The organism is Streptomyces sp. WAC06614 (assembly GCF_003949795.1).
GTDB lineage: Bacteria > Actinomycetota > Actinomycetes > Streptomycetales > Streptomycetaceae > Streptomyces.
Window position 1 is genome coordinate 12,547 of the sequence record NZ_RPRY01000033.1, and the last position, 25,879, is coordinate 38,425.

Consider the following 25,879-nt stretch of genomic DNA (forward strand, 5'->3'; position numbering starts at 1 on the left):
GTGGACAATATGGGGGCAGATCATGGCGGGAGGGCGCATACCGTGCCACTCGCCCGCAGAACGGAAGGACCGGGCCATGGCCGCATTCGCAGAAGGCACGCCCTGCTGGGTCGACGCCTCGCTCCCGGACGTCGAGGCGGGCAAGCGGTTTTACGGCGAGCTCTTCGGCTGGACCTTCGCGGACAGCTCCGCCCAGTACGGCGGCTACACCCAGGCCTACCGCGACGGCCGCAACGTCGCCGCCCTCGCCCCCAAGCCCGACGGGCGCATGCCCACCGTGTGGGGCGTGTACCTGTACACCGCCGACGCCCGCGCCGCCGCCGCCCGGATCCGGGCCGCGGGCGGCCAGATGGTCATGGACCCCATGCCCGTCGGCCCGTACGGCGTCGCGGCCATGGCCGCGGACCCGGGCGGGGCGGTGTTCGGGCTGTGGCAGCCCGGCACCCACCACGGCTTCGAGGCCAGCATGGAGCCGTACACGTACTGCTGGAGCGAGCTGTACACCCGGGCCCGGGACGCCGTGGACGTCTTCTACGCCACCGTCTTCGGCTACGTCCCCCAGGACCAGGACGACGCGGGCACCGAATACCGCACCTGGTCCCCGCCGGGCAGCGTGCCGGGTCCCGAAACGGCGGTCCTGGGCCGTAGCCTGATCACCGACGCGTTCCCCGAGGCCATGCCCGCGCACTTCCTGGTGTACTTCGCGGTCCCGGACTGCGACCGGGCCGCCGCGGACGTACGGCGCCTGGGTGGACGGGTCACGGCCGACCCCTTCGACACCCCCTACGGGCGGATCGCGGTGGTGGCCGACAATCAGGGGGCCGCCTTCGCCCTGCTCCAGGAACCCGAGGGCGGGAAGGCCTGACAGAATCGGGGTTGCGCGACCCCGGGCGGCGCCCGGGAGTGAGACGCTGCACGGGCTGTTGTGGCGGGCCCGGCACGGGTCCGTACGGGGAGGTGTGAGGCGAGTGGTGGAGCAGCTGACGCAGCACGACCCGAGACGGATCGGCCCCTTCGAGGTGCTGGGACGGCTCGGCGCCGGCGGCATGGGGCTGGTCTATCTCGCACGGTCGGCGTCCGGCCGGCGGGTCGCGATCAAGACGGTACGGACCGAGCTCGCCGAGGACCAGCTCTTCCGGGTCCGTTTCACACGGGAGGTGGAGGCGGCCCGGGCGGTGTCCGGGTTCTACACCGCCGCCGTCGTGGACGCCGACCCGCGGGCGGCCGTGCCGTGGCTGGCGACCGCGTACGTGCCGGCGCCCTCCCTGGAGGAGATCGTCAACGAGTGCGGGCCGATGCCCGCGCAGGCCGTGCGCTGGCTGGCGGCCGGCATCGCCGAGGCGCTGCAGTCCATCCACCAGGCCGGCCTGGTCCACCGCGACCTCAAGCCGTCCAACGTGCTGGTGGTCGAGGACGGCCCGCGGGTGATCGACTTCGGTATCGCCAGCGGTGTCTCCAACACCCGGCTGACCATGACCAACGTCGCCGTCGGCACCCCCGCCTACATGTCGCCCGAGCAGGCCAAGGACTCGCGCAGCGTCAAGGGCGCCAGTGACGTCTTCTCGCTCGGTTCCACCCTGGTCTTCGCGGCCACCGGGCACCCGCCGTACCACGGGGCCAACCCGGTGGAGACGGTCTTCATGCTGCTGCGCGAGGGACCGAACCTGGAGGGTCTGCCGGACGAGCTGCGTCCGCTGATCGACTCCTGCATGCAGATGGACGCCACCGCCCGGCCCACACCGGCCGACCTCCAGGCGCAGCTCGCCCCGCACCTGTTCGCGGCGGGCGACGACAGCGGCACGGCCTCGGCGTGGCTGCCCACGCGGGCCGTCGCCATGATCGAGGCGCGCCGGGCCGGCGGCCGTACGGGCACGGTGGCCGCGGGCGGCGGCGTCGGCGGGCAGGGCGGGGCCGGCGGGGCCGGTGGTGGGCAGGGCACGCACCGGCGGCCGCGGCCCGACACACCGCCGCCGCGCGGCGGCGGCGCCCACGGCGACCCCCGCAGCGGTGGCAGCGGCGGCCGTACGGCCGTACCGCCGCGCCCGGACTACCCGCCGGTCGGGTCCCCGGCGCCGGGCGAGCCCGTCCGGCTGGGCGGCTCCCCGGTCCCGATCGGGCCCGGGCCGCGGGCCGCGGCCGCCGCGGTGCTGCCGGGCGTGGACGCGGCCACCGGCTGGGTCCGCCCGCCGGGCGGCGCCGCGGCCTCCCAGAGCGCCCCGCAGGGCGCCCCGGGCGCGCTGACGGTGCCCCGGCCGGGCCCGGCGCCCGACAGCGGGCGCTGGCGGCCGTGGCGGTTCCGGATGTCGAACGAGGTCTGGGGCACCCCGACCGTGGCCGGAGACCTGCTCTACGTCACCTCCTTCGAGGTGCACGCCCTGGATGTCGGCAGCGGCCGGCGCCAGTTCAAGACCCGGGACGTGGCCTGGTCCATGGCGGTCGCCGACGGCCGGATCCACGCCTCCGACGGCCCGTCCCTGTACGCCCTGGACGCCCAGGACGGCGCCGAGCGCTGGCGGCTGGCCACCGACGCGTGGGTGTACGCGCTGCGGGCCGAGCGCGGCACGGTGGTCACCGCCACCCGCGGCGGCGGGGTGCAGGGCTGGGAGGCGTCCAGCGGGCAGAAGCTGTGGGAGCTGACCGGGGCGCAGACCGACTTCGAGACGGTCGAGGCCGCGCCGGTGCTGGCCGACGGCTACGTCTACGTCTGGCAGGACGCCCGGCTCAAGGCCCTGGACGCCCGGACCGCCCGCGAGGCCTGGTCGTACCCGATCGGCGACGCCGCGTCCTGCGGGAACGTCCCGGTGCGGGTCACCCCGGCCGCCGACGGCAACGTGTACGTGGCGGCCGGCACCCGGGTGCTGTCGATCGACCGGGCCTCCGGCCGGGTGCGCTGGCACTTCGAGGCGCCCGCGGTCTTCATGGCCCCGCCGACCTTCGCCCCGGGGCCGGCCGTCACCGGCGGCGGGGTCTACCTGGCCGACTACCTGGGCACCGTGTACGCCCTGGACGCGGCCACCGGCAGCGACCGATGGCGGATCGCGACCGAGCCGCGGCCCTCGGCCGAACCGGTCATCGTCGCGGGCGGCAGCGTCCACCTGGGCGCGGGCAGCGCGGTGTACACGCTGGACGCGGTGACCGGCACCCCCAAGTGGCGGTTCGCCGCGGGCGGCGAGATCACGGGCTCGCCGGCGGTGGCCGACGGCCGGGTGCACTTCGGCTCGGCCGACTCCTGCCTGTACACGCTGGACGCGGCGGGCGGGCAGCTGCGCTGGAAGCTGGCCACGGGCGGCGAGATCACCGGCTCCCCGGTGGCGGAGGCGGGCGTGGTGTACGCGTGCAGCAAGGACCGCTGCGTGTACGCGCTGGACGCGGCGAAGGGCACGGGCACCCGCACGGCGTGAGGACGTGACGGCACGCGCGGTGGGGGTCCGGGGCCCCGCCGCGCGCTGTGGGTGACAGGATGGTGCCCATGAGCGACACGAGCAACGTCTACTTCGACATCAGCATCGACGGCCAGGACGCCGGCCGCATCGTCTTCCGCCTCTTCGACGACGTGGTCCCGAAGACGGCCCAGAACTTCCGCGAGCTGGCCACCGGCCAGCACGGCTACGGCTACGCCGGCTCGCCGTTCCACCGGGTCATCCCGGAGTTCATGCTCCAGGGCGGTGACTTCACCAACCACAACGGCACGGGTGGCAAGAGCATCTGGGGCGGGGAGTTCGACGACGAGAACTTCACGCTGAAGCACGACCGCCCGTTCCTGCTGTCGATGGCGAACGCGGGCAGGAACACCAACGGCTCGCAGTTCTTCGTCACCACGGTCGTCACCCCGTGGCTGGACGGCAAGCACGTGGTCTTCGGCGAGGTCGTCGAGGGTGAGGACCTGGTCAAGAAGATCGAGTCCCTGGGCTCCCGCTCGGGCGCCACCAAGTCCGACATCAAGGTCAAGGCCTCGGGCACCGTCGCGTAACCCCCCCGGCCTCCCCGAGGACCCTCTCCTACGGCCCCTGCCCCGGCACCCCCGGGGCGGGGGCCGGGCCGTGGCCGGGGCCGGGCCGCGGCACGTAGAAGGCGTCGATCGGATCCTCGTCGCGCCGCATCAGACAGCACGATGCCGGCCTCGCCCGCCTCGTACCCGACGGGGAACAGCCGCCTCCCGAGGTCCCGGGCGAGCTCGTCCCGCAGGGCCTCCTCCTTCTGCTCCCGGCCCGGCCACCAGCCCCCGCTGCGCAGCCAGGCCGCCACCTCGGGCCAGGGGGCGGGGGGCCTCACTGGCGGGCTGCCCAGGAGGTGAAGGCCTGCTCGCAGGCGTCGAGGACCCCGGCGGCGCGGCCGATGGAGGCGCCCATGGGGGCCGACAGGGTCAGGGTGGGCCGGCCGGCCGGGCCGCCCAGGGTGATCGCGCACTCCAGCGTGGCCAGGGGGCCCGTGGTGCCGGCCGGGGCGGGGACGCCGAGGGCCAGTTCGCAGCCGTGCGGGGACAGGCCCGCGGCCGCGAGCCCGTCCGCCATGGCCCGGGTGAGGGGCTCCGCGCTCGTGTCGAGCCGGCCCGGCAGCAGCGGATAGGTCTCGTCCAGCGCGAGCACGCCGACGCCGCGCAGGGTGGTGACCCGCAGGCGCAGCGCGCGGGCGCTGAAGACCCCCGTGCGGTGCAGGACGTACACGGCGACCAGGGCGGCCCGCACGGCCGCGGCGAGGTCGGCCGGCATCCCGGCCAGCGGCCAGAGCCGCTCGCGGGAGCGCAGCCGTACGGGCAGGACGCCCTCGGCCAGCCCGATCAGCCCCTCGCGGGCGGTCTCGCCGAGCAGCCACGCCCCGCCCACGCCCAGCGTGAACAGCCGGCCCTCCTCGTCCACGGCCAGGGGGGCCTCGTAGTCGGTGCGGCCGAACGGGAACAGCCGGACGCCGAGGGCGCCTCCGAGCCGGGTCAGCGGCGGTCCGGCGTAACGGGCCTCCTGCGGGTCCACCAGGCAGCCGGTCGCGGCGACCTCGCGGCCCCCGCCGGGGGAGGGCGCTATCCGCAGCCCGTGGAACTCGCGGATGGCCCGCTCGGCGGCGGGGAAGAGGGTCCACTGTCCGACGGCGGCGGTCCGCAGGATGGCCAGCATGGCGTTGTCGCCGGCGTCCCGGCCCGGGCGCCAGCCGGCCCGGGCCAGTGCGTCGGTGGGCTTGCTGAGGACTATGTCAGCGGTCATGGATGACGGTGATGCCCAGCGCCTTGAGCAGAGCGGTGCAGGAACGGCAGATCGGGGCCTCCGTGCCGTGCTCGGGGTCGCCCTCGGGGCGGATCTTGCGCGCCATGACCGCCGCCCCCGCGAAGTGCGGGAGCGCTTCGTCCAGGGTGGTGGTCCGGCCGTCCCCGCGCTGCTCGTCGAGTGCGTAGAGCTGGTCGGAGACCAGGGCGGACTCGGCGCAGTAGCCGAGGAAGGGCTCCCGCTCGGCGGGCGGGAGCGCATCGAAGAACTCCTGCACGGCCGGGTGCAGGTGCGGCTCGCCGTCGCCGGCGAGGTTGGTGTGGCTGACGATCGTGCCCTGGATGAGCAGGGAAGCGGCCGTGCCGGGGACCAGGTCAGACAAAGTAGTCCTCCGCGTCCTCCATGGGCGGGTTGCCGAGGCTGATCATGGCCTCGTACTTGTCGGCGCCCATGTAGTAGATGCCCGTGTCGTGGATGTAGAAGAACCGGCCCCGTTCGTCGATGAGGATCGGGGATCCTTCGGAGCTGTCGATGCCGATCGGGAACAGGCGTACCCCGAGGCCGCTGCTGAGCTCGGCCACGTCGGAGGGAGTCGACGCGTAGCCCAGCCACGGGGTGAAGTACAGGTGGTCATCGCGGCTTGCGTCGATCGTGACACGCAGCCCGCCGTGCTCGGTGAGGAAGGCGATCGCAGTTTCGAAGGGCTCGACGGGGAATCCCCTGTCCCGGTATTCCCCCATGATCTTCTCGATCATCGCCGGTACCTCGTCGGCGACGTTCCGTCCGGGGAACCAGCCGTAGTCCCTGAACCAGGCGTCGACGTCCTCCGGCGTTTCCACACGCGGCACGAAAGCTCCCTCATCCGGTGAAGGCGGTGATGCCCGCCATGTCGAGTGCGATCCTGCAGGATCTGCACGGCTCCTTGTACTGGCCGTGCGCAAGGGGGGTCGGCTGGACCTGGTTGCCGATCTGCACCGTGTACATCTGTGCTCCCCGCATGGCCTTGCGCACGTCGTCAACGGTACTGATGGACGTACCGGCCGGGTCGAGCCGGCGCAGCCGGTCGGACACCAAGTGGGCTTCCGCGCACTTTCCGTGTCCCGCGCCCGGCTTGCCGTCGTTGGCGCGGATCTGGGCCTCCACCTGTTGGTAGATGTCGGCCAAGGCCGGGTGCAGGTCGGGGAACTTCTGCCCCGCCCCTTTGGTCGCGCTCGTGTGGCTGGTGACGACCCCGTCGTGCAGCAGGCTGCCCGCGCACGACCCGTCCAGCAGGTTGGTGCCGGGCGGGAAGTGCGTCTTGGCCAGGTCGATCTTGTGCTTGGGGTCGTTCTTGTCGTCCGGGTTCGCCTTGCGGGCCTTGTCCGCCAGGTCCCGGGTCTCCCGGACGAGCGCATCGCGCTGCTGCTCCGGGGTGAGGTGGCTGACGTCCAGCGGGTCGGTGCGGTGGTGCCGCATCTGGCCCGCCGAGCTGCCGTGCCACTTCGGCGCCGGCGTGATGCGGTGGCCGCCGGGGTTGTTGCCCCCGGTGTTCCCGCCGCCCCCGGTCGGCGGCTTGCCTCCGCCGCCTCCGCCGCCCGAGCCGCCGCCGTGGCCGCCCTGGGTGTTCTTGGCCTTGGCCCTGGCCAGGCGGGCGGCCAGGTCGTCGTCGTTGTTCTTGTGGTCCGTCGAGATCTGCTTGACGGCCTTGGGGAGGGTCTTGCCGACGTGGTCGCCGACCTGCTTGGTCGCCTTCAGCAGGGCCGCCATGGCCTTGTCGGCCACCGGGTCGATGGCCTGGGCGATCGAGTCGCGGCCCCGGGTGCGGCCGTGGTGGCCCTTGGCCTTGGTCAGCTTCGACGTCGTACGGCCGTGGATGTTCACGCTGACGCCGGAGAGCTTGGTGTGGGCGCGGTCGTGCTCGTCGTGGTCGATGTGCAGGTCGACCAGGCCGGTGCCGCCGCCCGGGCCGCCGCCCGCCCCGTCGGCCGAGGCGAGCTTGAGGGACTCCTTGCCGGACTGGACGCCGTCGTGGAAGCCGTCCTTGCCCGCCTGCTTCGTCTGCCCGAGGTCGACGCCCTCTTGCAGGCCCAGGGCCATGGAGCCGAGCTGGACCACCAGGTCGGCCGCCATCTCCTCCAGCGCGGCGACGGCCGGTTCGGTCAGGGCGGCGACGATGTAGCCGACGGCCTCCTCGACGCACTCTTTGATGAGCCGCTTGACGACCTCCTGCGTGGCCCGCATCGCCCCGGCGCCGATCAGGGCCGACAGGCCGCCGGTCACGGGGATCGCGGCGATGGCGATGCCCGCCTCCGCGGCGAGGTAGCCGAGCTGGACGAGGGCGGCGAGCTTCATCGCCTCCACGGCGCCGGCGGCCTTGTCCATCGCTCCCGCAATGGTGCGCGCCGCCCCGGCGATGTCCTTGAAGTGCTTGCCCTTGACCTTGTTCCAGTGCTCGTTGAGCGCCTCGATCGACTCGCCCTTGCCGGAGGACAGCAGTCGTTCGAAGTGGTTGTTGGCGAGCTGGCCGTCGTCCTCCAGGTCGTCGGCGAACTCGCGCAGGGCGTCCGCCATGTCCCGATACGCGTCCTCGTCGACGTTCGGCCAGGCGACGCCGATCAGGTCCAGCAGCGTGTCCGCCCAGTCGGGCACCGTGACCGCCATGCCCCCTACTCCCCCCGTGCGCAAACTCGTTCGCAGGATGCGTGTGCGAAGAACAGTCTGCCAAAACGGGACGGGGAGGCGGTCCGCGGGTGCCGTCAGGTCCGGCGGCCGAACAGCTCCGCCTGCTGCTCCGGCGGCAGGTTCCCCAGCCGTACCAGGTGCGGGGCGCCCGCCAACGCCTGGGTCAGCGCGGCCTGTTTGGCCGACCACAGGGCGCGTACGGTGCCCTCGACGGCGGTGGGCGGGTAGCCGGCCAGTACGGTGGCGGCGCGGACGGCCGCCGGCAGCAGGTCCTCGGGTTCCACCAGCTCCGAGACCAAGCCGATCTCGTACGCCCGCCGGGCCGGCAGCCGTTCGGCGGTGCCCATCAGGGACATCCGGGCGACCTCGCCGAACGGCATCCGCTGCGCCATGTAGACGGCCTCGTAGGCGCTGACCATCCCGTACGTCGTGTGCGGGTCGAAGTACGTCGCCGTGGTGGAGGAGACGAGGAACTCCGCCTCGCCCAGCAGGTAGAAGGCCCCGCCGCAGGCCATGCCGTTGACCGCCGCGACCACCGGCTTCCACAGGTCGTTGGCCTTCGGGCCGATCGCCACGAGCGGGTCGTCCAGGGAGTACGGCGACGGCGGCTGCGGGACCACCGCCGTGCGGTCGATGCCGGTGCAGAACGCCGCCCCGCCCGCGCCCGTGACCACCACCGCCCGGACCGCGTCGTCGAAGCGCAGCGCGCGCCACACGCGGACGAGGTCCGCCGCCATCTCCGGGGTCAGCGCGTTGTGCTTGGCCGGCCGGTCCAGCGTGACCACCGCGACCCCGGTCTTCTCGTCCCGCTCCAGCCGGACGCCCGGGCCCGCGCTCATGCCTTCTCCAGCAGCCAGCACGGCACGCTGAACCCGCCCAGCTGCCGGAAGGCGACCTGCACCCGTGTGCCGATGCGCAGCTTGGCCGGGTCCACCGAGTCCAGCGGGGCGTCGGGTGAGGCGACCAGGTTCCCGGCGAGCCGGATGTACGGGGCGTCGGCGAGTTCCACGAGCACGACGTTGTACGGGGCCTGCTCCGCGTAGGCGGGCAGCAGCGGCGGGTGCGGCAGGACGAAGGACCAGATCCGGCCCCGGCCGCTCATCGGGCGCCAGGCGGAGGCGAACGACTGGCAGTGCGGGCAGCACGGCCGGGGCGGGAACCGCAGCCGGCCGCAGTCGGTGCAGGCCTGGACGCGCAGTTCGCCCCGGGCGGTGTACTCCCAGAAGGGGGCGCCGTCCTCGTCGGGGACGGGCAGCAGCAGGCCCTCGGGCGTCGTCGTGTCGGTCATCGCTCCCGGCTCCTCACGCGCGCAGCAGTATCGCGGACGTCGGCACGCCCTCGCCCGCCGTGACCAGGCAGGTCGCGGCGCCCGGCACCTGTGCGGTGCTCACCCCGCGGAGCTGCCGCACCCCCTCGTTGATCAGGTTGAAGCCGTGGACGTAGGCCTCGGACAGCCCGCCGCCGCTGGTGTTCAGGGGCAGCCGGCCGCCGATCTCCAGGGCGCCGCCCTCGGTGAACGCGCCGCCCTCGCCGCGGCCGCAGAAGCCGTAGCCCTCCAGGGACAGCGGGATCAGCGGGGTGAACGCGTCGTAGATCTGGGCCACGTCCACGTCCTGCGGCCCGAAGTCGGCCTGCTTCCACAGGTGCCGGGCGGCGGTCCAGGCGGGCCCGGTCAGCGGGTCGTCGGTCCAGTAGTTGACCATCCCGTGGTGCTGGGCGGGCAGGCCCTGGGCGACGGAGTGGACGTAGACGGGCTTGCGGCGGCAGTCCCGGGCCCGTTCGGCGGAGACGATGACGCAGGCCAGGGCGCCGTCGGTCTCCAGGCAGTTGTCGAACAGGCACAGCGGCTCGCTGATCCAGCGGGCGGTCATGTACATCTCGCGGGTCAGCGGGCGTTCGTACATCATCGCGGCCGGGTTCTGGTTGGCCCGGTTGCGGCAGGCCAGGGCCACGTTGAAGAGGTGGTCGCGGGTGGCGCCGTACTCGTGCATGTAGCGCCGGGCCAGCATGCCGATCTCGTCCGCCGGCCGCAGCAGCCCGAACGGGCGCGTCCACTGCGCGGGGGTGGGGAGCTGGACGGCGGTGTTCTTCCACGGCCGCGGCCCCGAGCCGCGCTTGCGCGACCGCCAGGCCACCCCGACCGAGGCCTGTCCGGTGGCGACGGCCGCCGCCAGGTGGGCGACCGTGGCGCAGGAACCGCCGCCGCCGTAGCCGACCTTGGAGAAGAAGGTGACGTCCCCGGCGCCGATGGCCTTGGCCACCTCGACCTCGTCGGTCTCCTCCATCGTGTACGAGGCGAAGCCGTCGACCTCGGACGGAGCGATGCCGGCGTCGTCGAGGGCCGCCAGGACGGCCCGGCAGGCCAGCTCCTTCTCCGTCCGGGGCAGCCGCTTGGCGAACGCGGTCTGGCCTATTCCCACGATCGCCGTAGCGTCCTTGAGCGTTGCCGCCATCGCCACCTCCGGGGTCCACGTGTGCTGACAGCCGCGAAGGCTACAGCTAATCTGACGGATAGTCAGCTACTCGGCTGCTCAGCCACTCGACCACGCGGCTACGGGCACCGGCTCATGGGAGGGGCGCGTGATGGACGGGGACCACGAGGACGAGCGCGGCGATCTGCGCTGGGGCAGCATCCCCGGCCTGGTGCGCGCCGCCGCGACGGCGTACGCGGACCGGGAGGCGGTGGTCGACGGCCGCACCCGGATCAGCTACGCCCAGCTCGGCGAGCGCGTCGAACGGGCCGCGGCCGCCTGCATCGCCGCCGGGGTGGAGCCGGGCGACCGGGTCGCGGTGTGGGCGCCCAACAGCCTCGACTGGATCGTCAGCGCGCTCGGCGCCGTCTCGGCCGGGGCCGTGCTCGTACCGCTCAACACCCGCTTCAAGGGCGCGGAGGCGGCCTACGTCCTGGGCCGCAGCCGCGCCCGGCTGCTGTTCGTCACCGGCACCTTCCTCGGCACCTCCTACGTCGCCTCCCTGCGCCGCGCCGCGGCCGAGGGGCCGGGGGAGGGGCCGCTGCCGGGGCTGCCGCACCTGGAGCAGGTGGTCGTCCTCGCCGAGGACGCCCCGGAGTCCTTCCGGACCTGGAAGGACTTCCTCGCCGGCGGGGACGCGGTGCCGGCCGCGGTGGTACGGGCCCGCGCCGACTCCGTCCGCACCGACGCCCCCTCCGACATCATCTTCACCTCCGGCACCACCGGCAGCCCCAAGGGCGCGGTCATCACGCACGCGCAGACCCTGCGCTGCTACGCGGTCTGGAGCGAGCTGGCCGGGCTGCGCGAGGGCGACCGCTACCTGATCGTCAACCCCTTCTTCCACACCTTCGGCTACAAGGCCGGGGTCGTCGCCTGCCTGATGCGCGGCGCGACGATGGTGCCGCAGCCGGTGTTCGACGTGGACACGGCCCTGGCCAACATCGCCGCCGAGCGGATCTCCGTCCTGCACCTCCCCCGCCTCACCCGGGCCCAGCCCCCGCCCGTCGGCACCGAGGTGCGGGTGGCCGGCGCCGACGGGCGGGTGCTGGGCCCGGGTGAGGCGGGGGAGGTGCAGGTCAGGGGCCACCACGTGATGCTCGGCTACTACGAGGACGCCGAGGAGACCGCGCGGGCCCTGACCGCCGACGGCTGGCTGCGCACCGGGGACGTCGGCGTCCTGGACGCGGCGGGCAACCTGCGGATCACCGACCGGATCAAGGACATGTTCATCGTCGGCGGGTTCAACGCCTACCCCGCCGAGATCGAGCAGCTCCTCGGCCTGCACCCGGACATCGCCGACGTCGCCGTGGTCGGCGTCCCGGACCCCCGGCTCGGCGAGGTCGGCAAGGCCTACGCGGTGCGCCGTCCGGGCGCGACCCTGACCGCGGACGACCTGATCGCCTGGTCCCGGCGCGAGATGGCCAACTACAAGGTGCCGCGCGAGGTGGAGTTCGTCGCCGAGCTCCCGCGCAACGCCGGCGGCAAGGTCCTCAAGCGCGAGCTCCGCTCCCGGGGCTGACCCCGTACGCCTACGCCCCCGGCATCTTCATGTCAGGCATGTCAGGCATGTCAGGCGTCGGCTGCTGCGGGGTCGTCAGGCCCGGCAGCAGCCACGGCAGGGTCGGGTCCACCGCCGCCAGCACGCCGAGGGCCAGGAAGGCGACCCCGACCACGGTGGCGAACAGCGGGCCGCGCCGCCACAGCTTCTCCGCGAAGATCACCACGGCGACCGCGGCCATCGCCGCCACGTTCATCACGCCCAGCGGGACCAGCACGAGCATCAGGCCCCAGCAGCAGCCGACGCAGTACAGCCCGTGGTGCAGCCCCACCCGCAGGTCCCGGGCGCGCGGGCGGAACCCGGCGTACCGCACGAGCTGGCCCATCGGGCTGCGGCAGTGCCGCAGGCACACGTCCTTCAGCGGGCCGAGCTGCTGGAACCCGGCGAGCAGGAAGGCGCCCGCGCCCAGCCACCGCCCCAGGTCGGGGTGCTCGGCCACCAGCGGGCCGGCCGCGGCCAGGATCCCGTACGTGACCAGCCCGAACGCCGTCCAGGCCAGCAGGTAGCCGCACACGAACTCCGTCAGCCGGGCCACCCGGACCGCTCCCGCCGAGCTGCGGCCGATGCTCCGGGCCCAGGTGATCGCCACGGGCGCCACCGACGGGAACATCATGGCGATCATCATGACCACCCACAGCAGCAGGAACAGCGGCAGCGCCATGCCCATCGTCCCCGGGACGGCCGCCATGCCCCGAGCCTGCCCGACCACCAGGACCCAGGCGAGCAGCGCCACCACCGCCATCAGCGCCCAGACCAGGGCGGGCTCCCGCGCCGCCAGCAGGTCCGCCGGTCGCAGGGGCGCGGAGAGGTCGTTCCTCGGGCCGGGCCGCCGCACGCCTCCAGCACAGCACGCCGGGGCCGTCCGCGCGCCTTGGCGGACGGGCGGCCGCGGGCGGACACTGGAGGGGGGAAGAACCGGAGAGGTGCGCCTGGCCCGGCCGAACGCCCTCAGGAGGCGGCGAGATGTCCGCGACCGACACCGAGACGACGACCCCGGCGGCCATCCCCACGTGGCACGCCGAGGGGGACTGGTTCGACACCTGCCGGTGCGACGTCCCCTGCCCCTGCACCTTCGCGCAGCCGCCCACGTACGGCGCCTGCGACGGGATCCTGGCCTGGCACGTCCGCCAGGGCCACTACGGCGACGTGCCGCTGGACGGCCTCAACGTGCTGATGGTGGCCTCGTTCACCGGCAACGTGTGGGCCGAGCACTCCGACGCCTACGCGGCGGTCTTCCTCGACGAGCGCGCCGACGAGGCCCAGCGCGAGGCCCTGCTGATGATCTTCGGCGGGCAGGCGGGGAGCTGGCCGGCCGAGATGGTGAGCATGTTCGGCGCCGAGATGCGGGGCATGGACACCGCCCCCATCGAGATGTCCGTCGACGAGGACCTCGGCAGCTGGCGCGTCTCGGTCCCCGGCCACGTCGACGCGGCCGGCGAGGCCCTGACCGGCCCCACCACGCCCGAGGGCGAGCGCGTGCAGTCGAGGAACATGCCCGGCTCGGAGACCGGCCCGGGCCAGGTCGTCACCTGGGGCCGGGCCACGCGCAACCGCGTGGAGGCCTTCGGCTTCGAGTGGAGCCGGGACGGGCAGTCCAGCAAGCACATCCCGTTCGACTGGAGCGGCCCCGACGGGGCCTGAGCCGCGGCGCGGGCCGGTCGGCAGTCCGGTCGGCTCAGTCCGGTCGGCGGGCCAGCACCAGGCGCCAGCGCGGGCTGCCGTCGGGGCGGCGGCCGAAGGGCTCCAGGGCCTGGGTCCGCACGCTGAAGCCGGCCGCCTCCAGGTCGGTGCGGACGCCGCCCAGCGGGAAGGTCCGGTAGTACATGACGAACGGCGGCCGCCACAGGGCGTTGCGCACCCGCATGACGGCGTCGAAGCCGGCGGCGGCCCACCAGACGGGGGAGGCGGGGCGGGGCGGGGCCCCGATCGGGAAGGCGAAGACCCCGCCGGGGCGCAGGGCCGCGTACGCCTGGGCGAAGAGCCCGGGCCGCTCGGCGGGCAGGAAGTGCCCGAACGCCCCGAAGCTCACGGCCAGGTCGTACGACCCGTGCAGGGAAGCGGGCAGGTCCCGCACATCGGCCCGGACGAACGCGACCACGGGCGGCCCGGCCGGGCCCTGGGCCTCGGCCGCCCGCCTCAGCATGCCTTCGCTGAAGTCCACCCCGGTCACGCGGTCCCGGCACAGCCGGCGGAGCAGGGGGATCGCGGCGCCCGTGCCGCAGCAGAGGTCCAGGCCGGCGGGGACCGGGCCGGGGAGGGTCTGGGCGAGGGCCTCCTCGCAGGCGTCCAGGATCGGCAGCGGCGTGCGGAACGGGGTGTGGTCGAACCTCGGCGCCAGCAGGTCGTAGCCGCGCTCGGTCGAGGACAGGGCCTGGACGGCGAGTTCGCGGACGGTGGGTCCCTCTGCGGTGAACACGCCGCAAGCCTAGCCACCGCCGGACGTCCGGGGCGGGGAGGAACCGCCACAAATCGGCTGGTACATGACAAAAGACGGTCGCGATGGCTCCCCCTCCGGGCCACCGCGACCGTCTTCCCCCCTGCCGCGGTACGGGTCCCCCGACCCGCTCCGCGGCATTTCCCCCGTAGCTTTTCCCCCGTTGTTCCCCCGTGGTGGTGCTTCCCCCGGGTGCCCTCCGTGGGCCTCCCCCGAAGCCCAGGCGGGTCCTTGCGGTCCGCGCCGTGCAGCAGTTACGGGCGCGGGCCCGTGGCGTGGTTGTCCATCGAGGTGATCTCCTCGGCCGCCGGAGCGGTGCCCAGCGGGGCGCCGGTGGCGGGTGCGGCAGGTGCGGCGTCCGGCGCGGCCAGCGGCTCGGTGCCCGTCGCGTGGTTGTCCATGGCCTTGATATCGATGCCCGTGGCGTGGTTGTCCATGGGCTTGATGTCCCCGTCGCCCGGGACCTGGGCAGCGCTGTCGATCGTCGTCATCGTCCACTCCTGAGGATGTTCGGGCCCGTTCGGCGATTCCCCCGCGGACCGCCGAACGGGTCGATGAGTACATGGTGGCGCGGGGCGATAAACGAACGATGAACGCCCCGTTCAGCACCCGGGCCGCGCCGGACCGTGCGCATCGGCGCAGGTCGCAGCGGCCAGCGTACGGTTCGGGCCACCGGGTCGAGAATAGGTCAGGCCCTGGTCGCGGACGCCAGCAGGGCGCGCACTTCGGCGAGTTCGGGCGAGCCGAGCTGCTCGAAGACGGCCTCCGCGTCCCGCCAGCAGGCCTGCGCCCGGTCGGTCTGGCCGAGCCGGTGCAGGGCCCGGCCGAGCACCATCACCACACACGCCCGGCGCCACTCGCCGCCCATCACCCGCAGCGCGATGGCCTGTTCGGCGTGCGCGGCGGCCTGCGCCGCCCGGCCCGCCGCCAGCTGGGCCTCGGCCAGCCGGAAGTGTGTGATGCCCTCCCACAGCGGCTGGCGGTTGTCGTGGAACAGCGACAGCGCCTCGGTCAGCTGCTGCTGCGCGTCCGCGGTCCGGCCCGCCTGGGTGAGCACGATGCCCAGGGCGTAGCGGCCGTTGGCGGAGCGCAGGGACAGGCCCATCCGGTCGTAGATCGCGATGCCCTGCTCCGCCAGCTCGATGGCCGAGGCCAGCCGGCCGAGCTCGGCCTCGATCCGGGACAGGTTGCACAGGGCGCTGGCCTCGCCGACGTTGTTCCCGTCGGCCCGGAAGCACTCGATGGCCTGGCGCAGGTGCCGTTCGCCGTCGGAGTGGCGGCCCTCGTACAGGGCGATGATCCCGCGGTCGTTGGGGGCCCAGCAGCTCGGCAGAGGGTCCCCGGCGGCCCCGGCGAGCACCATCGCCTGCGAGGCTTCGTCGTCGGCCTCGGCGAACCGGCCGGCGACCAGGTGGACGTTGGTCAGCGTGGTCCGGGCCCGACCCTCGGCGCGCGGGTCGCCCGAGGCCTGCGCGGCGTCGCGCAGGGCCACGGCCGCGGATTCGTACTGGCGCGAGTTGGCCCCGGACTCCAGCAGGTCCTTGGCCGCCCACAGCAGGTCGACGGCCCGGCGCAGCACGTCCACCTCGACGTCCTTGCGCGCCGCCGCCTGCCGTACGCAGGCCAGCAGCGGATCGGCCTCCGCGTAGATCCAGTCCAGCGCGGCGTGCCGGTCGGCGAAGACCAGCCCGGGGTAGGCGGTGGCGGCCAGGTGGGCGGGCAGCCGGTCCCCGGGCCGCTCCAGGGCGTAGACCTGGGCGGCGGTGGACAGGTAGAAGTCCAGCAGCCGGGACAGGGCCGCGTCGCGCTCGGCCGGGGGCTGCTCGTCCCGCTCGGCGCAGGCGCGCGCGTAGAGCCGTACGAGGTCGTGGAAGCGGTAGCGGCCGGGCGCGGCCGACTCCAGCAGGGAGCAGTCCACCAGGGCCTCCAGGAGGTCCTCGGCGTCGTGCTCGGGCAGCGCCAGCACGGCGGCGGCCGCCGCGAGGGAGATGTCGGGGCCGTCGGCGAGTCCGAGGAGGCGGAAGGCGCGCTGCTGGCCGGGCTCCAGCTGGCCGTAGCCGAGCTCGAAGGTGGCCTTGACGGCGAGGTCGCCGGCCTGGAGCTCGTCCAGGCGGCGGCGTTCGTCGGCCAGCTTGGCGGCGAGGACCGAGACGGTCCAGGTGCGGCGGGCGGCGAGCCGGGAGGCGGCGATCCGGATGGCCAGCGGCAGGAACCCGCAGGCGCCGACGACGTCCAGGGCGGCCTGCCGCTCGGCGCCGACCCGCTCCTCGCCGACGATCCGGGTGAACAGCAGCAGCGCCTCCTCCGGGCTCATCACGTCCAGGTCGACCAGGTGCGCCCCGGCCAGCCCCGCCATCCGCACCCGGCTGGTGACCAGGGCGGCGCAGCCGGCGGTGCCGGGCAGCAGCGGGCGGACCTGGGCGGCGTCACGGGCGTTGTCGAGCAGGACCAGCACGCGGCGGCCGTCGAGCGTGGAGCGGTAGAGCGCGGCCCGCTCGGCCGGGGAGTCGGGGATGGCGGTGTCGGGGTGGCCCAGGGCCCGCAGGAAGGAGCCGAGGACGGCCTCGGGCTCGACCGGGCGGGCCTCGGTGCCGCGCAGGTCGACGTAGAGCTGACCGTCGGGGAAGTGCGGGCGCGCGGCGTGCGCGACGTGCACGGCCAGGGTGGTCTTGCCGACGCCGCCGATGCCGGCGAGCGCGGAGACGGCCATGATCTGGCCCTCGGCGCCGGCGAGGACCTCGCCGAGCTCGGCGACCTGGGTGGAGCGGCCGGTGAAGTCGGGGACGGTGGCGGGCAGCTGCGCCGGGCGCACCGGCAGGGCGGCCGAGGCGGCCGGCTGGTCGGCGGCGACGGCCAGCTCGGCGTCGGCGCGCAGGATCCGCTGCTGGAGCGCGGCGAGCTCGGGGCGCGGGTCGACGCCCAGCTCGTCGGCGAGCAGCCGGCGGGTGTCGGCGTAGACGGCGAGGGCCTCGGCCTGCCGGCCGCTGCGGTACAGGGCCAGCATCAGCAGCTCGCGCAGCCGCTCGCGCAGCGGGTGGGCGGCGGTCAGCGCGGTCAGCTCGGAGACGGCCTCGGCGTGGTGGCCGAGCTCCAGGTCGAGGTCGAGGCGGGTCTCCAGCAGCTGCAGGCGCCACTCCGCGAGCCGGGTGCGCTCGGTCTCGGCGTACGGGCCGGGCACGCCGGCCAGCGGCTCGCCCTCCCACAGGTCCAGGGCGCGGCCGAGCAGCGTACGGGCCAGGGAGCGGTCGCCGGAGCCGCGGGCCTTGTCGGCGTCGGCGGCCAGGGAGCGGGCCACGCCCAGGTCGAGGGCGGCGGGCCGGGTCCGGATCGCGTAGCCGCCGGACTCGCTGACCAGCTGGCCGGGGTCGAGGATCTTGCGCAGCCGGGAGGCGTAGGTGCGGATGGTGGCCAGCGCCTGCGGCGGCGGGTCCTCGCCCCAGATGGCGTCGATGAGTTCGGACGCGGTGGCGGTGTGGCCGCCGCGCAGCAGGAGGGCGGCGAGCAGGGCGCGCTGCTGGGGGCTGCCGGAGGCGAGGGCCTCGGCGCCCCGCCAGGCCCGGATGGGCCCGAGCACGGCGAAGCGCGAGCCGGCGGCACCGGTCCGGTCGGCGTCGGTCCGGGCCGTGGCCGGGGTCCCGGCCCGCCCGGGCGCGCCGTCGCGCGCCGGGCCGGTCGCCGGGGTCCGGGCCCCGGCCGGGGCCGACGCCCCGTCCTGGGACGTGGTGCGTGCCGCCTCGGGGTGGTTCCGCTGGTGCGGGATGGCCGGTATGCCGTCCATCTGTCGTCCCCCCTGCCTTCGGTCGGTGTAGTGGCCAGTCTGCCCTGTCTTGCGCACAGACGTCAGCCCGCGGCCGGTTCCGCACCCTCCAACTAGCTGACGGTTCGTCAGATCAGCGCTACCGTGGGAGCCATGGAGACCTTCCCGAAGATCATCTCGGTGGACGACCACACGGTGGAGCCCCCGCACGTCTGGCGGGACCGGCTCCCGTCGAAGTACCGCGACACCGGACCGCGCATCGTACGCGCCCCCTTGAAGGAAATGACCTTCCTCGGCGGCAAGTTCGCCCCCGTCATGGGCGCGCCGGGTGACGACGGGCCGATCGGCGACTGGTGGGTGTACGAGGACCTGCACCGCCCGCTGACCCGGCTGGACACCGCCGTCGGCTACGACCGCGACGAGATCCGGCTGGAGGTCATCACCTACGAGCAGATGCGCCCCGGCTCCTTCTCGGTCCGCGAGCGGCTGGCGGACATGGACGTCAACCACGTCCAGTCCGCCCTGTGCTTCCCCACCTTCCCCCGCTTCTGCGGCCAGACCTTCACCGAGGCCAAGGACCGCGAGCTGGCCCTGCTGGGGGTGCGGGCGTACAACGACTGGATGGTGGAGGAGTGGTGCGGCCCCGACGCCGCCGGCCGGCTGATCCCGCTCACCCTGATCCCGCTGTGGGACGCCGAACTGGCCGCCGCCGAGGTGCGCCGCAACGCCGCCCGCGGGGTGCGCGCGGTGGCCTTCTCCGAGATCCCGCCGCACCTGGGCCTGCCCTCGGTGCACACCGACCACTGGGACCCGTTCCTGCGGGCCTGCGACGAGACCGGCACGGTCATCGCCATGCACATCGGCTCCTCCTCCAGGATGCCGTCCACCTCGGCGGACGCCCCGCCCGCGGTCGGCTCCACCATCACCTTCGCCAACTGCTGCTTCTCCATGGTCGACTGGCTGATGAGCGGCAAGTTCGAACGCTTCCCGCGGCTGAAGGTCATGTACGCCGAGGGGCAGATCGGCTGGATCCCGTACATCCTGGAGCGGGCCGACGTGGTCTGGGAGGAGAACCGGGCCTGGGGCGGGGTCGCCGACAAGGTCACCCGGCCGCCGTCGGAGCTGTTCGCCGAGCACGTCCACGGATGCTTCTTCGACGACGCCTTCGGGCTGCGCAACCTCGACGCGATCGGCGTCGGCAACGTCCTGTACGAGACGGACTACCCGCACTCGGACTCCACCTGGCCGCGGTCCAAGGAGGTCGGCCAGGCCCAGATGGGCCACCTGCCCCCGGACGTGGTCGAGCGGATCGTCCGCGGCAACGCCATCGACCTGCTGGGCCTGACCCCGGAGGGCCTCTGGCCGGGAGCGGCCTGACGGGTCCGGATCCGGCCGTTGCGGCCGGATCCCCGGCGCCCGGGGGTGTCCACGGCCGACCATGGCGGGGCGGCGGGCGCAGCCGGGTGTCTTGCGTGCGGCGCGGGACGCAAGGCATGCTTCGCCGCAGCAAAGCGAGAGGGGTGGGGCTTGTGGTGGACCGGCAACAAGCGCTGACGGGTGTGCTCTGCGCCGTGGCGGCCGTCGCCGCCTCCGCCGTCGTGGCCGAGCTCGTCCCGCCGCCCGAGGCGCAGCCCGGCGCCCGCCCCGCCGCCGCGCACGGCTCGCCGAACCCGAAGTCCGGCAAGGACGGCACCGGTTCGCGGCCGCAACTGAACGGAGCCTCCTCCGCTCCGACCCCCGGTGCCTCGTCAGGCGCCCTCCCGGCACCTTCCGGTCCGGCCGGGTCCGGCACCGGACCGGCGTTCACCGGCGTGCTGTTCGAAGGAGAGGCGAAGGGCGGACACTTCTGCACGGCCACCGTCGTGCACAGCCCCGGCCGGAACCTCATCGTCACCGCCGGCCACTGCCTGGCCGAGGGCCCCTCCGGCCTCAAGGGCGCCCTCTTCGCACCTGCGTACGCCAACGGCGCGGCCCCGTACGGCACCTGGCGGATCGAGGAGGTCTACGAGGACGGCCGCTGGGCCGACGGTGCGGACGACGACTACGACCTGGCCTTCGCCCGGCTCGCCCCGAACTCCGCCGGCATCAGCGTGGAGGCCGCCGTCGGCGCCGCCGAACTGGACACCGGCGGCCGGTCCGACGAGGACGTCACCGTCACCGGCTACCCCTCGGGCCAGGAGGCCCCGCACACCTGCACGGCCCGGGCCGTGCGCACCAGCCCGACGGAACAGCGCTTCGACTGCGCCGGTTTCACCGACGGCACCAGCGGCAGCGCCTGGCTGGCCCGCGACGGCCGGATCATCGGCGTCCTGACCGGCGGCGACACCGACGACGTCTCCACCAGCACGGTCCTGGACCACTACGCGGCCGACCTCTTCCAGCGCGCCCAGCAGGCCGCCGCCAAGCCGTAACCGCCGCTCGCGGGCGGCCCGGGGAGCCGGGACCGGGTCCGTCCGGGCCGCGTGCCGGGCCTACAGGTGGGGGTTCACCAGCCCCAGGTGCACCGGTTCGGCCGCCCGGCCGGCCGCCAGCAGGCCCGGTATGCCCGGCGGCCACATCACCTCGTCGAGTGCGTCGAGGGCGGCCGGGGAGAGCCAGCGCCAGTGGATGCCCGGGTGTTCCAGGACCGGTTCGCGCTCGGGCCCGGAGGTGACGTAGATGTGCTCGTGCTGACGGACCGGGGTTCCCGTGTGGGTGAAGTCGTGCTCCCAGGTGCACAGCAGCCGTCGCGGGACGAGGTCGGTCCAGCCGGTCTCCTCGCGCAGCTCGCGCAGGGCGCACTCCTCGGGTGTCTCACCGGGGTCGATGCCTCCGCCGGGCGGTACCCAGTGGACGCCGACCTCGATGTTGTTCTCGCGGAAGAGGAAGACCGACCCCTCGGGCGAGACGACGAGGATCCGGGCGGCCCGGCGGGGCGTACGGGCCCGGGGGCGCGGGCTGCGAAGCTTGCCGAAGATGCTCATCGGCCCAGGTTAAGCCGCTGAACTGGGCTCGGCACCAGTGAATTTGACGGCTGCTGCGCGACCGCCGGGGGAATCGGGCGGGGGCGCAACGGCCCAACCCGAGGGTCGTATGGGTGTCCGATTTTCCCGACACACCACCCGGGGGGAAGTTCATGCCTGAACGACCCGAAACATCGCCTGTTGTACGGTCGGCCCAATGAGCACGCACGCCCGGAGCAAGCACGCCCGCCCCCGGTCCGGTATGCCCAGGCTCCTCGCCCTCACCGCGGGCGTGGGCCTGCTGACGTTCGGCGCCGGGTGGATCCATGCCGTCCAGGACCGTTCGGACGGCCCCGCGCTGCGGGCCGCCCGGGACGACCGCCCGCCCGTGCAGCCCTCCGCCCAGCCCCGCGCCACCCGCGGCGAGCACCGTCCCGGCCCGGCCGACCAGGGCCTGCCGGGCGTCAGCGAGCACACCCGGGCCCGTATCCCGGCCGAGTCCCGCCAACTCGTCCTGGTGACCGGCAAGGGCGTGGGCGTCTCGGAGAGCACCGCCACCCTCTACACCCGCCCCGATCCGGCCACCCCCTGGACCGCGCGCGGCAGCTGGCCGGCCCGCAACGGCGCCAAGGGGTGGTCCCCCGAGGGCAGCCGCACGGTCGGGGACCTGACCTCCCCCGAGGGGGTCTTCTCCCTCACCGACGCCGGCGGCCTGCTGCCGAAGCCGCCCGGCACCCGCCTGCCGTACGACCGCGACGACCTGTTCGTGCCCTCCGGTCGCGGGGTCGACGGCGAGTCCCTGGCCGGCTCCTTCGACTACGTCGTCGCGATCGACTTCAACCGTCGCCCCGGCCGCTCCCCGCTGGACCCGGTCAAGCCGGAGGGCGCGGCCAAGGGCGGGAACATCTGGCTGCACGTCGACCACGACGGCCCCTCCCAGGGGTGCGTCGGCATCCCCAAGGACGGGATGCGCACGATCCTGCAGACCCTGGACCCGGCCGCCCACCCGGTCATCGTGATGGGCCCGCAGGGCTTCTGACCCACCGGACGGGCACCGCCGCCCCGGCCGAGCGATGACGTCCGACCCCTTGCCTGACAGACCGTCAGCTACGACGATGGCCCCGCAGCATCCATATGACGATTCGTCAGATGAAGGCGGTGGCGGCAGCATGGTGGCGGCGCGACGCGTGTTTCCGGAGGGCCGGCTGGTCTACGGGATGCAGCTCCCGGTCCAGTCGCAGAGCACCCTCTACGCCGAGCCCTGGGAGGCCTCGGCGACCGTGACCGACCTCGCCGAGGTGGCCCGGGCCGCCGACCGGGCCGGCTTCGGCTACCTGGCCACCTGCGACCACGTGGCCGTCCCGCGCCGGCTCGCCGGACCGATGGGAACCGTCTGGTACGACCCGGTCGCCACCCTGGCCTTCCTGGCCGGGATCACCGAGCGCGTCCGGCTGCTCAGCCACGTCGCCGTCGTGGCGCTGCGCCACCCGCTGCTCAGCGCCAAGAGCTACGCCACCCTCGACCACCTGTCGGGCGGCCGGCTGATCCTCGGCGTCGGGGCCGGGCACGTGCAGGAGGAGTTCGAGGTGCTCGGCGTGGACTTCGACGGCCGCGGCCCGCTGCTCGACGAGACCGTGGACGCCCTGCGGGCGGCGCTCGGCCCGGAGGAGTTCCCCGTCTTCGAGGGACGGCACTTCGCCTTCCAGGACCTCGGCCAGCTCCCGCGGCCCGCCCAGGAGCGGATCCCGGTCTGGGTGGGCGGTTCCTCGCCCGCCGCCGTGCGCCGCGCGGCCGTCCGGGGTGACGGCTGGCTGCCCCAGGGTGATCCGCTGGAGAAGCTGCCGGCGCAGATCGCCCGGATCCGCGCCCTGCGCGCGGAGGCGGGGAACAGCGAGCCGATCGAGATCGGTGCCATCCCCCCGCCGCTCTACGTCGGCGAGCCCGGCTGGGACACCGGCCGGCGCACCCTCGCCGGCAAGCCCGAGGCCCTGGCCGAGTCCCTGCGCGCCTACGCCCGCATCGGCGTGGACCAGGTCCAGGTGCGCTTCCGCAGCCGCGACCGGGCCGAGCTGGTGGACCAGATCACCGCCTTCGGCGCGGACGTGGCGCCGCATCTCGTCTGACACGGACACCGAGGAGTGGGCATGGGCAAGCTGGACGGCCGCGTGGTGATCGTCACCGGCGCGGCCCGCGGCCAGGGCGAGCAGGAGGCCCGGCTGTTCGCCGCCGAGGGCGCCGAGGTGCTGCTGGGCGACGTACTGGACGAGCGGGGCGAGGCCCTGGCCGAGGAGCTGGGCAAGGGCGCCCGGTACGTGCACCTGGACGTGAGCCGGGAGGAGGCCTGGTGCGCGGCGGTCACCGCGGCCAAGGAGTCCTTCGGCCGGATCGACGGCCTGGTCAACAACGCCGGCATCCTGCGCTTCAACGAGCTGACCTCGACCCCGCTGGCGGAGTTCGAGGAGGTGGTCCGGGTCAACCAGGTCGGGGCCTTCCTCGGCATCAGGCACGTGGCCCCCGAGATCGCCGCCGCGGGCGGCGGCACCATCGTCAACACCTCCTCGTACACGGGCCTGACGGGCATGGCGTACGTGGGCGCGTACGCCGCCACCAAGGCCGCGATCGTCGGCCTGACCCGGGTCGCGGCGCTGGAGCTGGCCGCGAGCGGGATCCGGGTCAACGCCATGTGCCCGGGCGCGGTGGACACCCCCATGGCCAACCCCGGCCAGGTGGACCCGGCGCAGCTGGGCGACGAGGCACGCGAGGCCATGGCGGAGCTCTACCGGAAGGTGGTGCCGCTGGGGCGGGTGGGACGGCCCGAGGAGATCGCTCGGCTCGCCCTCTTCCTGACCAGCGAGGACTCCTCGTACATCACCGGCCAGCCGTTCGTGATCGACGGCGGCTGGACGGCGGGCGTCAGCCTTCCCTGACGCATCGTCAGCTATTGACGCGGACGAGCCGGGATGGAACAGTCGCAACGACCAATCTGACGATGCGTCAGAAATCGAAGGACGGTGAACCCCCTTGGAATTCGGGCTCTTTGTTCAGGGATACGTGCCTGAGGCGCGCTCCAAGGTCGACCCCGAGGCAGAGCACAAGGCACTGATCGAGGAGACCGAATACGTCATCCAGGCCGACAAGTCCGGCTTCAAGTACGCCTGGGCCTCGGAGCACCACTTCCTGGAGGAGTACTCCCACCTGTCGGCGAACGAGGTCTTCCTCGCCTACCTCGCCCACGCCACCGAGCGCATCCACCTGGGCTCCGGCATCTTCAACCCGCTCGCGCCGGTGAACCACCCGGTGAAGGTGGCCGAGAAGGTCACCATGCTCGACCACCTCTCCAAGGGCCGCTTCGAGTTCGGCACCGGCCGGGGCGCCGGCAGCCACGAGATCCTCGGCTTCCTGCCCGGCATCACGGACATGAACCACACCAAGGAGATCTGGGAGGAGACCATCGCGGAGTTCCCCAAGATGTTCCTCCAGGAGGAGTACGAGGGGTTCCAGGGCAAGCACTGGTCGCTGCCGCCGCGCAAGGTCTTCCCCAAGCCGTACGGCAAGGCCCACCCCGCCATGTGGTACGCGGCCGGCTCCCCGTCCTCGTACGCCATGGCGGCGAAGAAGGGCCTCGGCGTCCTGGGCTTCAGCGTCCAGAAGGTCTCCGACATGGAGTGGGTGCTGGAGCAGTACAAGACGGCCATACAGGAGGCGAAGGCGATCGGCGCCTTCGTCAACGACAACGTCATGGTGACCTCGACCGCGATCTGCGCCGAGACCCACGACAAGGCCGTCGAGATCGCGGTCCACGCGAACATGAACCGCTTCCAGTCGCTGGTCTTCCGCTACCACGACACCTTCCCGCGCCCCGAGGCGATCCCCCAGTGGCCGGAGATCCTGCCGGAGTACAACGCGGAGATCATCGAGCTCCTCATCGCCGAGGAGCTGATGATCTGCGGCGACCCGCAGGAGGTCCTCTCCCAGTGCAAGCGCTGGGAGCAGGCGGGCGCGGACCAGCTCTCCTTCGGCCTTCCGACGGGCGTCTCCTACGAGGACACCATGAACACGATCAAGCTGATCGGCGAGCACGTGATCCCGGAGATCGACACCGACCCGGTCCACCGCACCACCCGCTTCCGTCAGGCCGCCGCCTGACGGGACCGAAACGGGAACGGCGCCTTCCCGGACCGCCGTTCCGCAACCGGCCCCGGCCGGAGGCGAACCAGGGCCGCGGCCGACCCTCGCCCCCGCCCGGGGCCGCTCCCCTGCGGACCCCGGTCGGCCCGGAGCCGGGCCTTCAGGGGCGCGGGGAACTGCGCGACCAGCCGCATCCGGCCCGCGGGCCGCTCGGAGGGATCGGCCACGGCGGCGGGACCGCGCACCGGCGCCGCCGCGGGGGTCACCACGCCACCCGGAGTGCGGGCCGCGGCCGGTCGGCCGCGCAGTTCCCCGCGCCCCTGGCGGCGGCTCCGGCCCCGGCCCCGGCCCGGCACGGCAGTGCCGCCCCTGGCGGCGGCTCCGGCGCGGCCCTGTCCGCACCACCGTGAGGAAGGACGTGAGGAAGGACGCCATGCTCGACCACCTGATCAAGGGCGCCACCGTCGTGGACGGCACCGGCGCGCCGGCCCGTGTCGCGGACGTCGGCATGGCCGACGGCCGCATCACCGTCGTCGCCGCCCCCGGCACCGTCACCGAGCCGGCCCGTACCACCGAGGACGCCACCGGACTCGTCCTCACCCCCGGCTTCATCGACCCCCACACCCACTACGACGCCCAGCTCTTCTGGGACCCGTACGCCACCCCCTCCATGAACCACGGCGTGACGACCGTCGTCGGCGGCAACTGCGGCTTCACGCTCGCGCCCCTCAAC

At 73.9% G+C, this 25,879-nt stretch carries 23 protein-coding genes and 1 pseudogene; 12 read left to right on the plus strand and 12 right to left on the minus strand.

Going from position 1 to position 25,879, the window contains the following annotated elements:
• Positions 1 to 76 precede the first annotated feature (76 nt).
• From EF918_RS07330 to EF918_RS07340, 3 genes are all read left to right on the plus strand, one after another.
• Positions 77 to 865 carry a VOC family protein gene (locus tag EF918_RS07330; protein WP_125642616.1) on the plus strand — a complete coding sequence of 263 codons (789 nt, stop codon included), beginning with the start codon at positions 77 to 79 and terminating at the stop codon, positions 863 to 865.
• 103 nt (positions 866 to 968) lie between these two features.
• Entirely contained in the window at positions 969 to 3,401 is a 2,433-nt protein-coding gene (locus EF918_RS07335; protein ID WP_185921631.1) for a PQQ-binding-like beta-propeller repeat protein, read from the plus strand.
• 68 nt (positions 3,402 to 3,469) lie between these two features.
• Entirely contained in the window at positions 3,470 to 3,970 is a 501-nt protein-coding gene (locus tag EF918_RS07340; RefSeq protein WP_125642619.1) for a peptidylprolyl isomerase, read from the plus strand.
• Between the two features lie 298 nt (positions 3,971 to 4,268).
• Here the strand turns inward: EF918_RS07340 and EF918_RS07345 are convergent, their stop codons facing one another.
• The 7 genes and pseudogenes from EF918_RS07345 to EF918_RS07385 all read right to left on the minus strand — a co-directional run bounded on the left by EF918_RS07345 (position 4,269) and on the right by EF918_RS07385 (position 10,309).
• Positions 4,269 to 5,195: an SUKH-3 domain-containing protein gene (locus tag EF918_RS07345; RefSeq protein ID WP_125642623.1), complete on the minus strand. Its 927-nt coding sequence runs from the start codon at positions 5,193 to 5,195 to the stop codon at positions 4,269 to 4,271.
• Positions 5,185 to 5,577, minus strand: coding sequence for a YwqJ-related putative deaminase (locus EF918_RS07350; protein WP_125642626.1), 393 nt, complete (start codon positions 5,575 to 5,577; stop codon positions 5,185 to 5,187). Before EF918_RS07350 ends, EF918_RS07345 begins: the two co-directional genes overlap by 11 nt.
• On the minus strand, positions 5,570 to 6,043 hold the full coding sequence (locus EF918_RS07355) for an SUKH-3 domain-containing protein (protein ID WP_185921632.1): 474 nt from the start codon (positions 6,041 to 6,043) through the stop codon (positions 5,570 to 5,572). Before EF918_RS07355 ends, EF918_RS07350 begins: the two co-directional genes overlap by 8 nt.
• Positions 6,044 to 6,095: 52 nt before the next feature.
• Positions 6,096 to 7,835 (minus strand): annotated as a pseudogene (locus EF918_RS38970) (YwqJ-related putative deaminase); the annotation flags it as partial.
• A gap of 95 nt (positions 7,836 to 7,930) precedes the next feature.
• Positions 7,931 to 8,695 carry an enoyl-CoA hydratase/isomerase family protein gene (locus EF918_RS07375; protein WP_125642632.1) on the minus strand — a complete coding sequence of 255 codons (765 nt, stop codon included), beginning with the start codon at positions 8,693 to 8,695 and terminating at the stop codon, positions 7,931 to 7,933.
• A complete protein-coding gene (locus EF918_RS07380) occupies positions 8,692 to 9,144 on the minus strand; it encodes a Zn-ribbon domain-containing OB-fold protein (RefSeq protein WP_125642635.1) in 453 nt (150 codons plus the stop codon). Before EF918_RS07380 ends, EF918_RS07375 begins: the two co-directional genes overlap by 4 nt.
• 13 nt (positions 9,145 to 9,157) lie before the next feature.
• Complete coding sequence (locus EF918_RS07385; protein ID WP_125642638.1) at positions 9,158 to 10,309, minus strand: lipid-transfer protein; 1,152 nt, start codon at positions 10,307 to 10,309, stop codon at positions 9,158 to 9,160.
• Between the two features lie 130 nt (positions 10,310 to 10,439).
• Between EF918_RS07385 and EF918_RS07390 the strand changes: the two genes are divergently transcribed.
• The gene (locus EF918_RS07390; RefSeq protein ID WP_125642641.1) at positions 10,440 to 11,846 is read left to right on the plus strand and encodes an AMP-binding protein; all 1,407 of its coding nucleotides are present in this window, start codon (positions 10,440 to 10,442) and stop codon (positions 11,844 to 11,846) included.
• 10 nt (positions 11,847 to 11,856) lie between these two features.
• On the opposite strand, the gene EF918_RS07395 is transcribed toward EF918_RS07390, so the two are convergent.
• The gene (locus EF918_RS07395) at positions 11,857 to 12,627 is read right to left on the minus strand and encodes a DUF2182 domain-containing protein (protein WP_125642682.1); all 771 of its coding nucleotides are present in this window, start codon (positions 12,625 to 12,627) and stop codon (positions 11,857 to 11,859) included.
• Between the two features lie 221 nt (positions 12,628 to 12,848).
• On the opposite strand from EF918_RS07395, the gene EF918_RS07400 reads away from it, so the two are divergent.
• Positions 12,849 to 13,526 (plus strand): DUF1326 domain-containing protein, encoded by a 678-nt coding sequence (locus EF918_RS07400; protein WP_125642645.1) that lies wholly within the window; start codon positions 12,849 to 12,851, stop codon positions 13,524 to 13,526.
• 34 nt (positions 13,527 to 13,560) lie between these two features.
• On the opposite strand, the gene EF918_RS07405 is transcribed toward EF918_RS07400, so the two are convergent.
• From EF918_RS07405 to EF918_RS07415, 3 genes are all read right to left on the minus strand, one after another.
• Positions 13,561 to 14,301: a class I SAM-dependent methyltransferase gene (locus tag EF918_RS07405; protein WP_125642649.1), complete on the minus strand. Its 741-nt coding sequence runs from the start codon at positions 14,299 to 14,301 to the stop codon at positions 13,561 to 13,563.
• A 272-nt stretch (positions 14,302 to 14,573) separates the two neighbouring features.
• On the minus strand, positions 14,574 to 14,810 hold the full coding sequence (locus tag EF918_RS07410; protein ID WP_125642652.1) for a hypothetical protein: 237 nt from the start codon (positions 14,808 to 14,810) through the stop codon (positions 14,574 to 14,576).
• Between the two features lie 197 nt (positions 14,811 to 15,007).
• Positions 15,008 to 18,097 carry a BTAD domain-containing putative transcriptional regulator gene (locus EF918_RS07415; protein ID WP_185921634.1) on the minus strand — a complete coding sequence of 1,030 codons (3,090 nt, stop codon included), beginning with the start codon at positions 18,095 to 18,097 and terminating at the stop codon, positions 15,008 to 15,010.
• Positions 18,098 to 18,229: 132 nt separating this feature from the next.
• Here EF918_RS07415 and EF918_RS07420 point away from each other — a divergent pair, with 132 nt between their 5' ends.
• The gene (locus tag EF918_RS07420) at positions 18,230 to 19,453 is read left to right on the plus strand and encodes an amidohydrolase family protein (RefSeq protein WP_125642655.1); all 1,224 of its coding nucleotides are present in this window, start codon (positions 18,230 to 18,232) and stop codon (positions 19,451 to 19,453) included.
• Positions 19,454 to 19,608: 155 nt separating this feature from the next.
• Positions 19,609 to 20,487, plus strand: a complete 879-nt coding sequence (locus tag EF918_RS07425) for a serine protease (RefSeq protein WP_260609939.1) — start codon at positions 19,609 to 19,611, stop codon at positions 20,485 to 20,487.
• Between the two features lie 60 nt (positions 20,488 to 20,547).
• Here the strand turns inward: EF918_RS07425 and EF918_RS07430 are convergent, their stop codons facing one another.
• Positions 20,548 to 21,039, minus strand: coding sequence for an NUDIX hydrolase (locus EF918_RS07430; protein WP_125642661.1), 492 nt, complete (start codon positions 21,037 to 21,039; stop codon positions 20,548 to 20,550).
• 196 nt (positions 21,040 to 21,235) lie between these two features.
• Here EF918_RS07430 and EF918_RS07435 point away from each other — a divergent pair, with 196 nt between their 5' ends.
• The 5 genes from EF918_RS07435 to EF918_RS07455 all read left to right on the plus strand — a co-directional run.
• On the plus strand, positions 21,236 to 22,057 hold the full coding sequence (locus tag EF918_RS07435; RefSeq protein WP_260609940.1) for a hypothetical protein: 822 nt from the start codon (positions 21,236 to 21,238) through the stop codon (positions 22,055 to 22,057).
• 130 nt (positions 22,058 to 22,187) lie between these two features.
• Entirely contained in the window at positions 22,188 to 23,141 is a 954-nt protein-coding gene (locus EF918_RS07440) for an LLM class F420-dependent oxidoreductase (protein ID WP_185921635.1), read from the plus strand.
• Between the two features lie 21 nt (positions 23,142 to 23,162).
• Complete coding sequence (locus EF918_RS07445; protein ID WP_125642664.1) at positions 23,163 to 23,945, plus strand: SDR family NAD(P)-dependent oxidoreductase; 783 nt, start codon at positions 23,163 to 23,165, stop codon at positions 23,943 to 23,945.
• A 94-nt stretch (positions 23,946 to 24,039) separates the two neighbouring features.
• Positions 24,040 to 25,164, plus strand: a complete 1,125-nt coding sequence (locus EF918_RS07450) for an LLM class flavin-dependent oxidoreductase (protein ID WP_125642667.1) — start codon at positions 24,040 to 24,042, stop codon at positions 25,162 to 25,164.
• 415 nt (positions 25,165 to 25,579) lie between these two features.
• On the plus strand, positions 25,580 to 25,879 hold a 300-nt coding region (locus EF918_RS07455; protein WP_148141219.1), incomplete at its 3' end, for an amidohydrolase family protein.

Bases quoted from the DNA above. Each gene is read 5' to 3' on its own strand.
- EF918_RS07330 (WP_125642616.1), top strand. From the start codon at position 77: ATGGCCGCATTCGCAGAAGGCACGCCCTGCTGGGTCGACGCCTCGCTC.
- EF918_RS07340 (WP_125642619.1), top strand. From the start codon at position 3,470: ATGAGCGACACGAGCAACGTCTACTTCGACATCAGCATCGACGGCCAG.
- EF918_RS07345 (WP_125642623.1), bottom strand. From the start codon at position 5,195: ATGACCGCTGACATAGTCCTCAGCAAGCCCACCGACGCACTGGCCCGG.
- EF918_RS07375 (WP_125642632.1), bottom strand. From the start codon at position 8,695: ATGAGCGCGGGCCCGGGCGTCCGGCTGGAGCGGGACGAGAAGACCGGG.
- EF918_RS07380 (WP_125642635.1), bottom strand. From the start codon at position 9,144: ATGACCGACACGACGACGCCCGAGGGCCTGCTGCTGCCCGTCCCCGAC.
- EF918_RS07385 (WP_125642638.1), bottom strand. From the start codon at position 10,309: ATGGCGGCAACGCTCAAGGACGCTACGGCGATCGTGGGAATAGGCCAG.
- EF918_RS07390 (WP_125642641.1), top strand. From the start codon at position 10,440: ATGGACGGGGACCACGAGGACGAGCGCGGCGATCTGCGCTGGGGCAGC.
- EF918_RS07395 (WP_125642682.1), bottom strand. From the start codon at position 12,627: ATGGCGGTGGTGGCGCTGCTCGCCTGGGTCCTGGTGGTCGGGCAGGCT.
- EF918_RS07400 (WP_125642645.1), top strand. From the start codon at position 12,849: ATGTCCGCGACCGACACCGAGACGACGACCCCGGCGGCCATCCCCACG.
- EF918_RS07410 (WP_125642652.1), bottom strand. From the start codon at position 14,810: ATGACGACGATCGACAGCGCTGCCCAGGTCCCGGGCGACGGGGACATC.
- EF918_RS07415 (WP_185921634.1), bottom strand. From the start codon at position 18,097: ATGGACGGCATACCGGCCATCCCGCACCAGCGGAACCACCCCGAGGCG.
- EF918_RS07420 (WP_125642655.1), top strand. From the start codon at position 18,230: ATGGAGACCTTCCCGAAGATCATCTCGGTGGACGACCACACGGTGGAG.
- EF918_RS07430 (WP_125642661.1), bottom strand. From the start codon at position 21,039: ATGAGCATCTTCGGCAAGCTTCGCAGCCCGCGCCCCCGGGCCCGTACG.
- EF918_RS07435 (WP_260609940.1), top strand. From the start codon at position 21,236: ATGAGCACGCACGCCCGGAGCAAGCACGCCCGCCCCCGGTCCGGTATG.
- EF918_RS07440 (WP_185921635.1), top strand. From the start codon at position 22,188: ATGGTGGCGGCGCGACGCGTGTTTCCGGAGGGCCGGCTGGTCTACGGG.
- EF918_RS07445 (WP_125642664.1), top strand. From the start codon at position 23,163: ATGGGCAAGCTGGACGGCCGCGTGGTGATCGTCACCGGCGCGGCCCGC.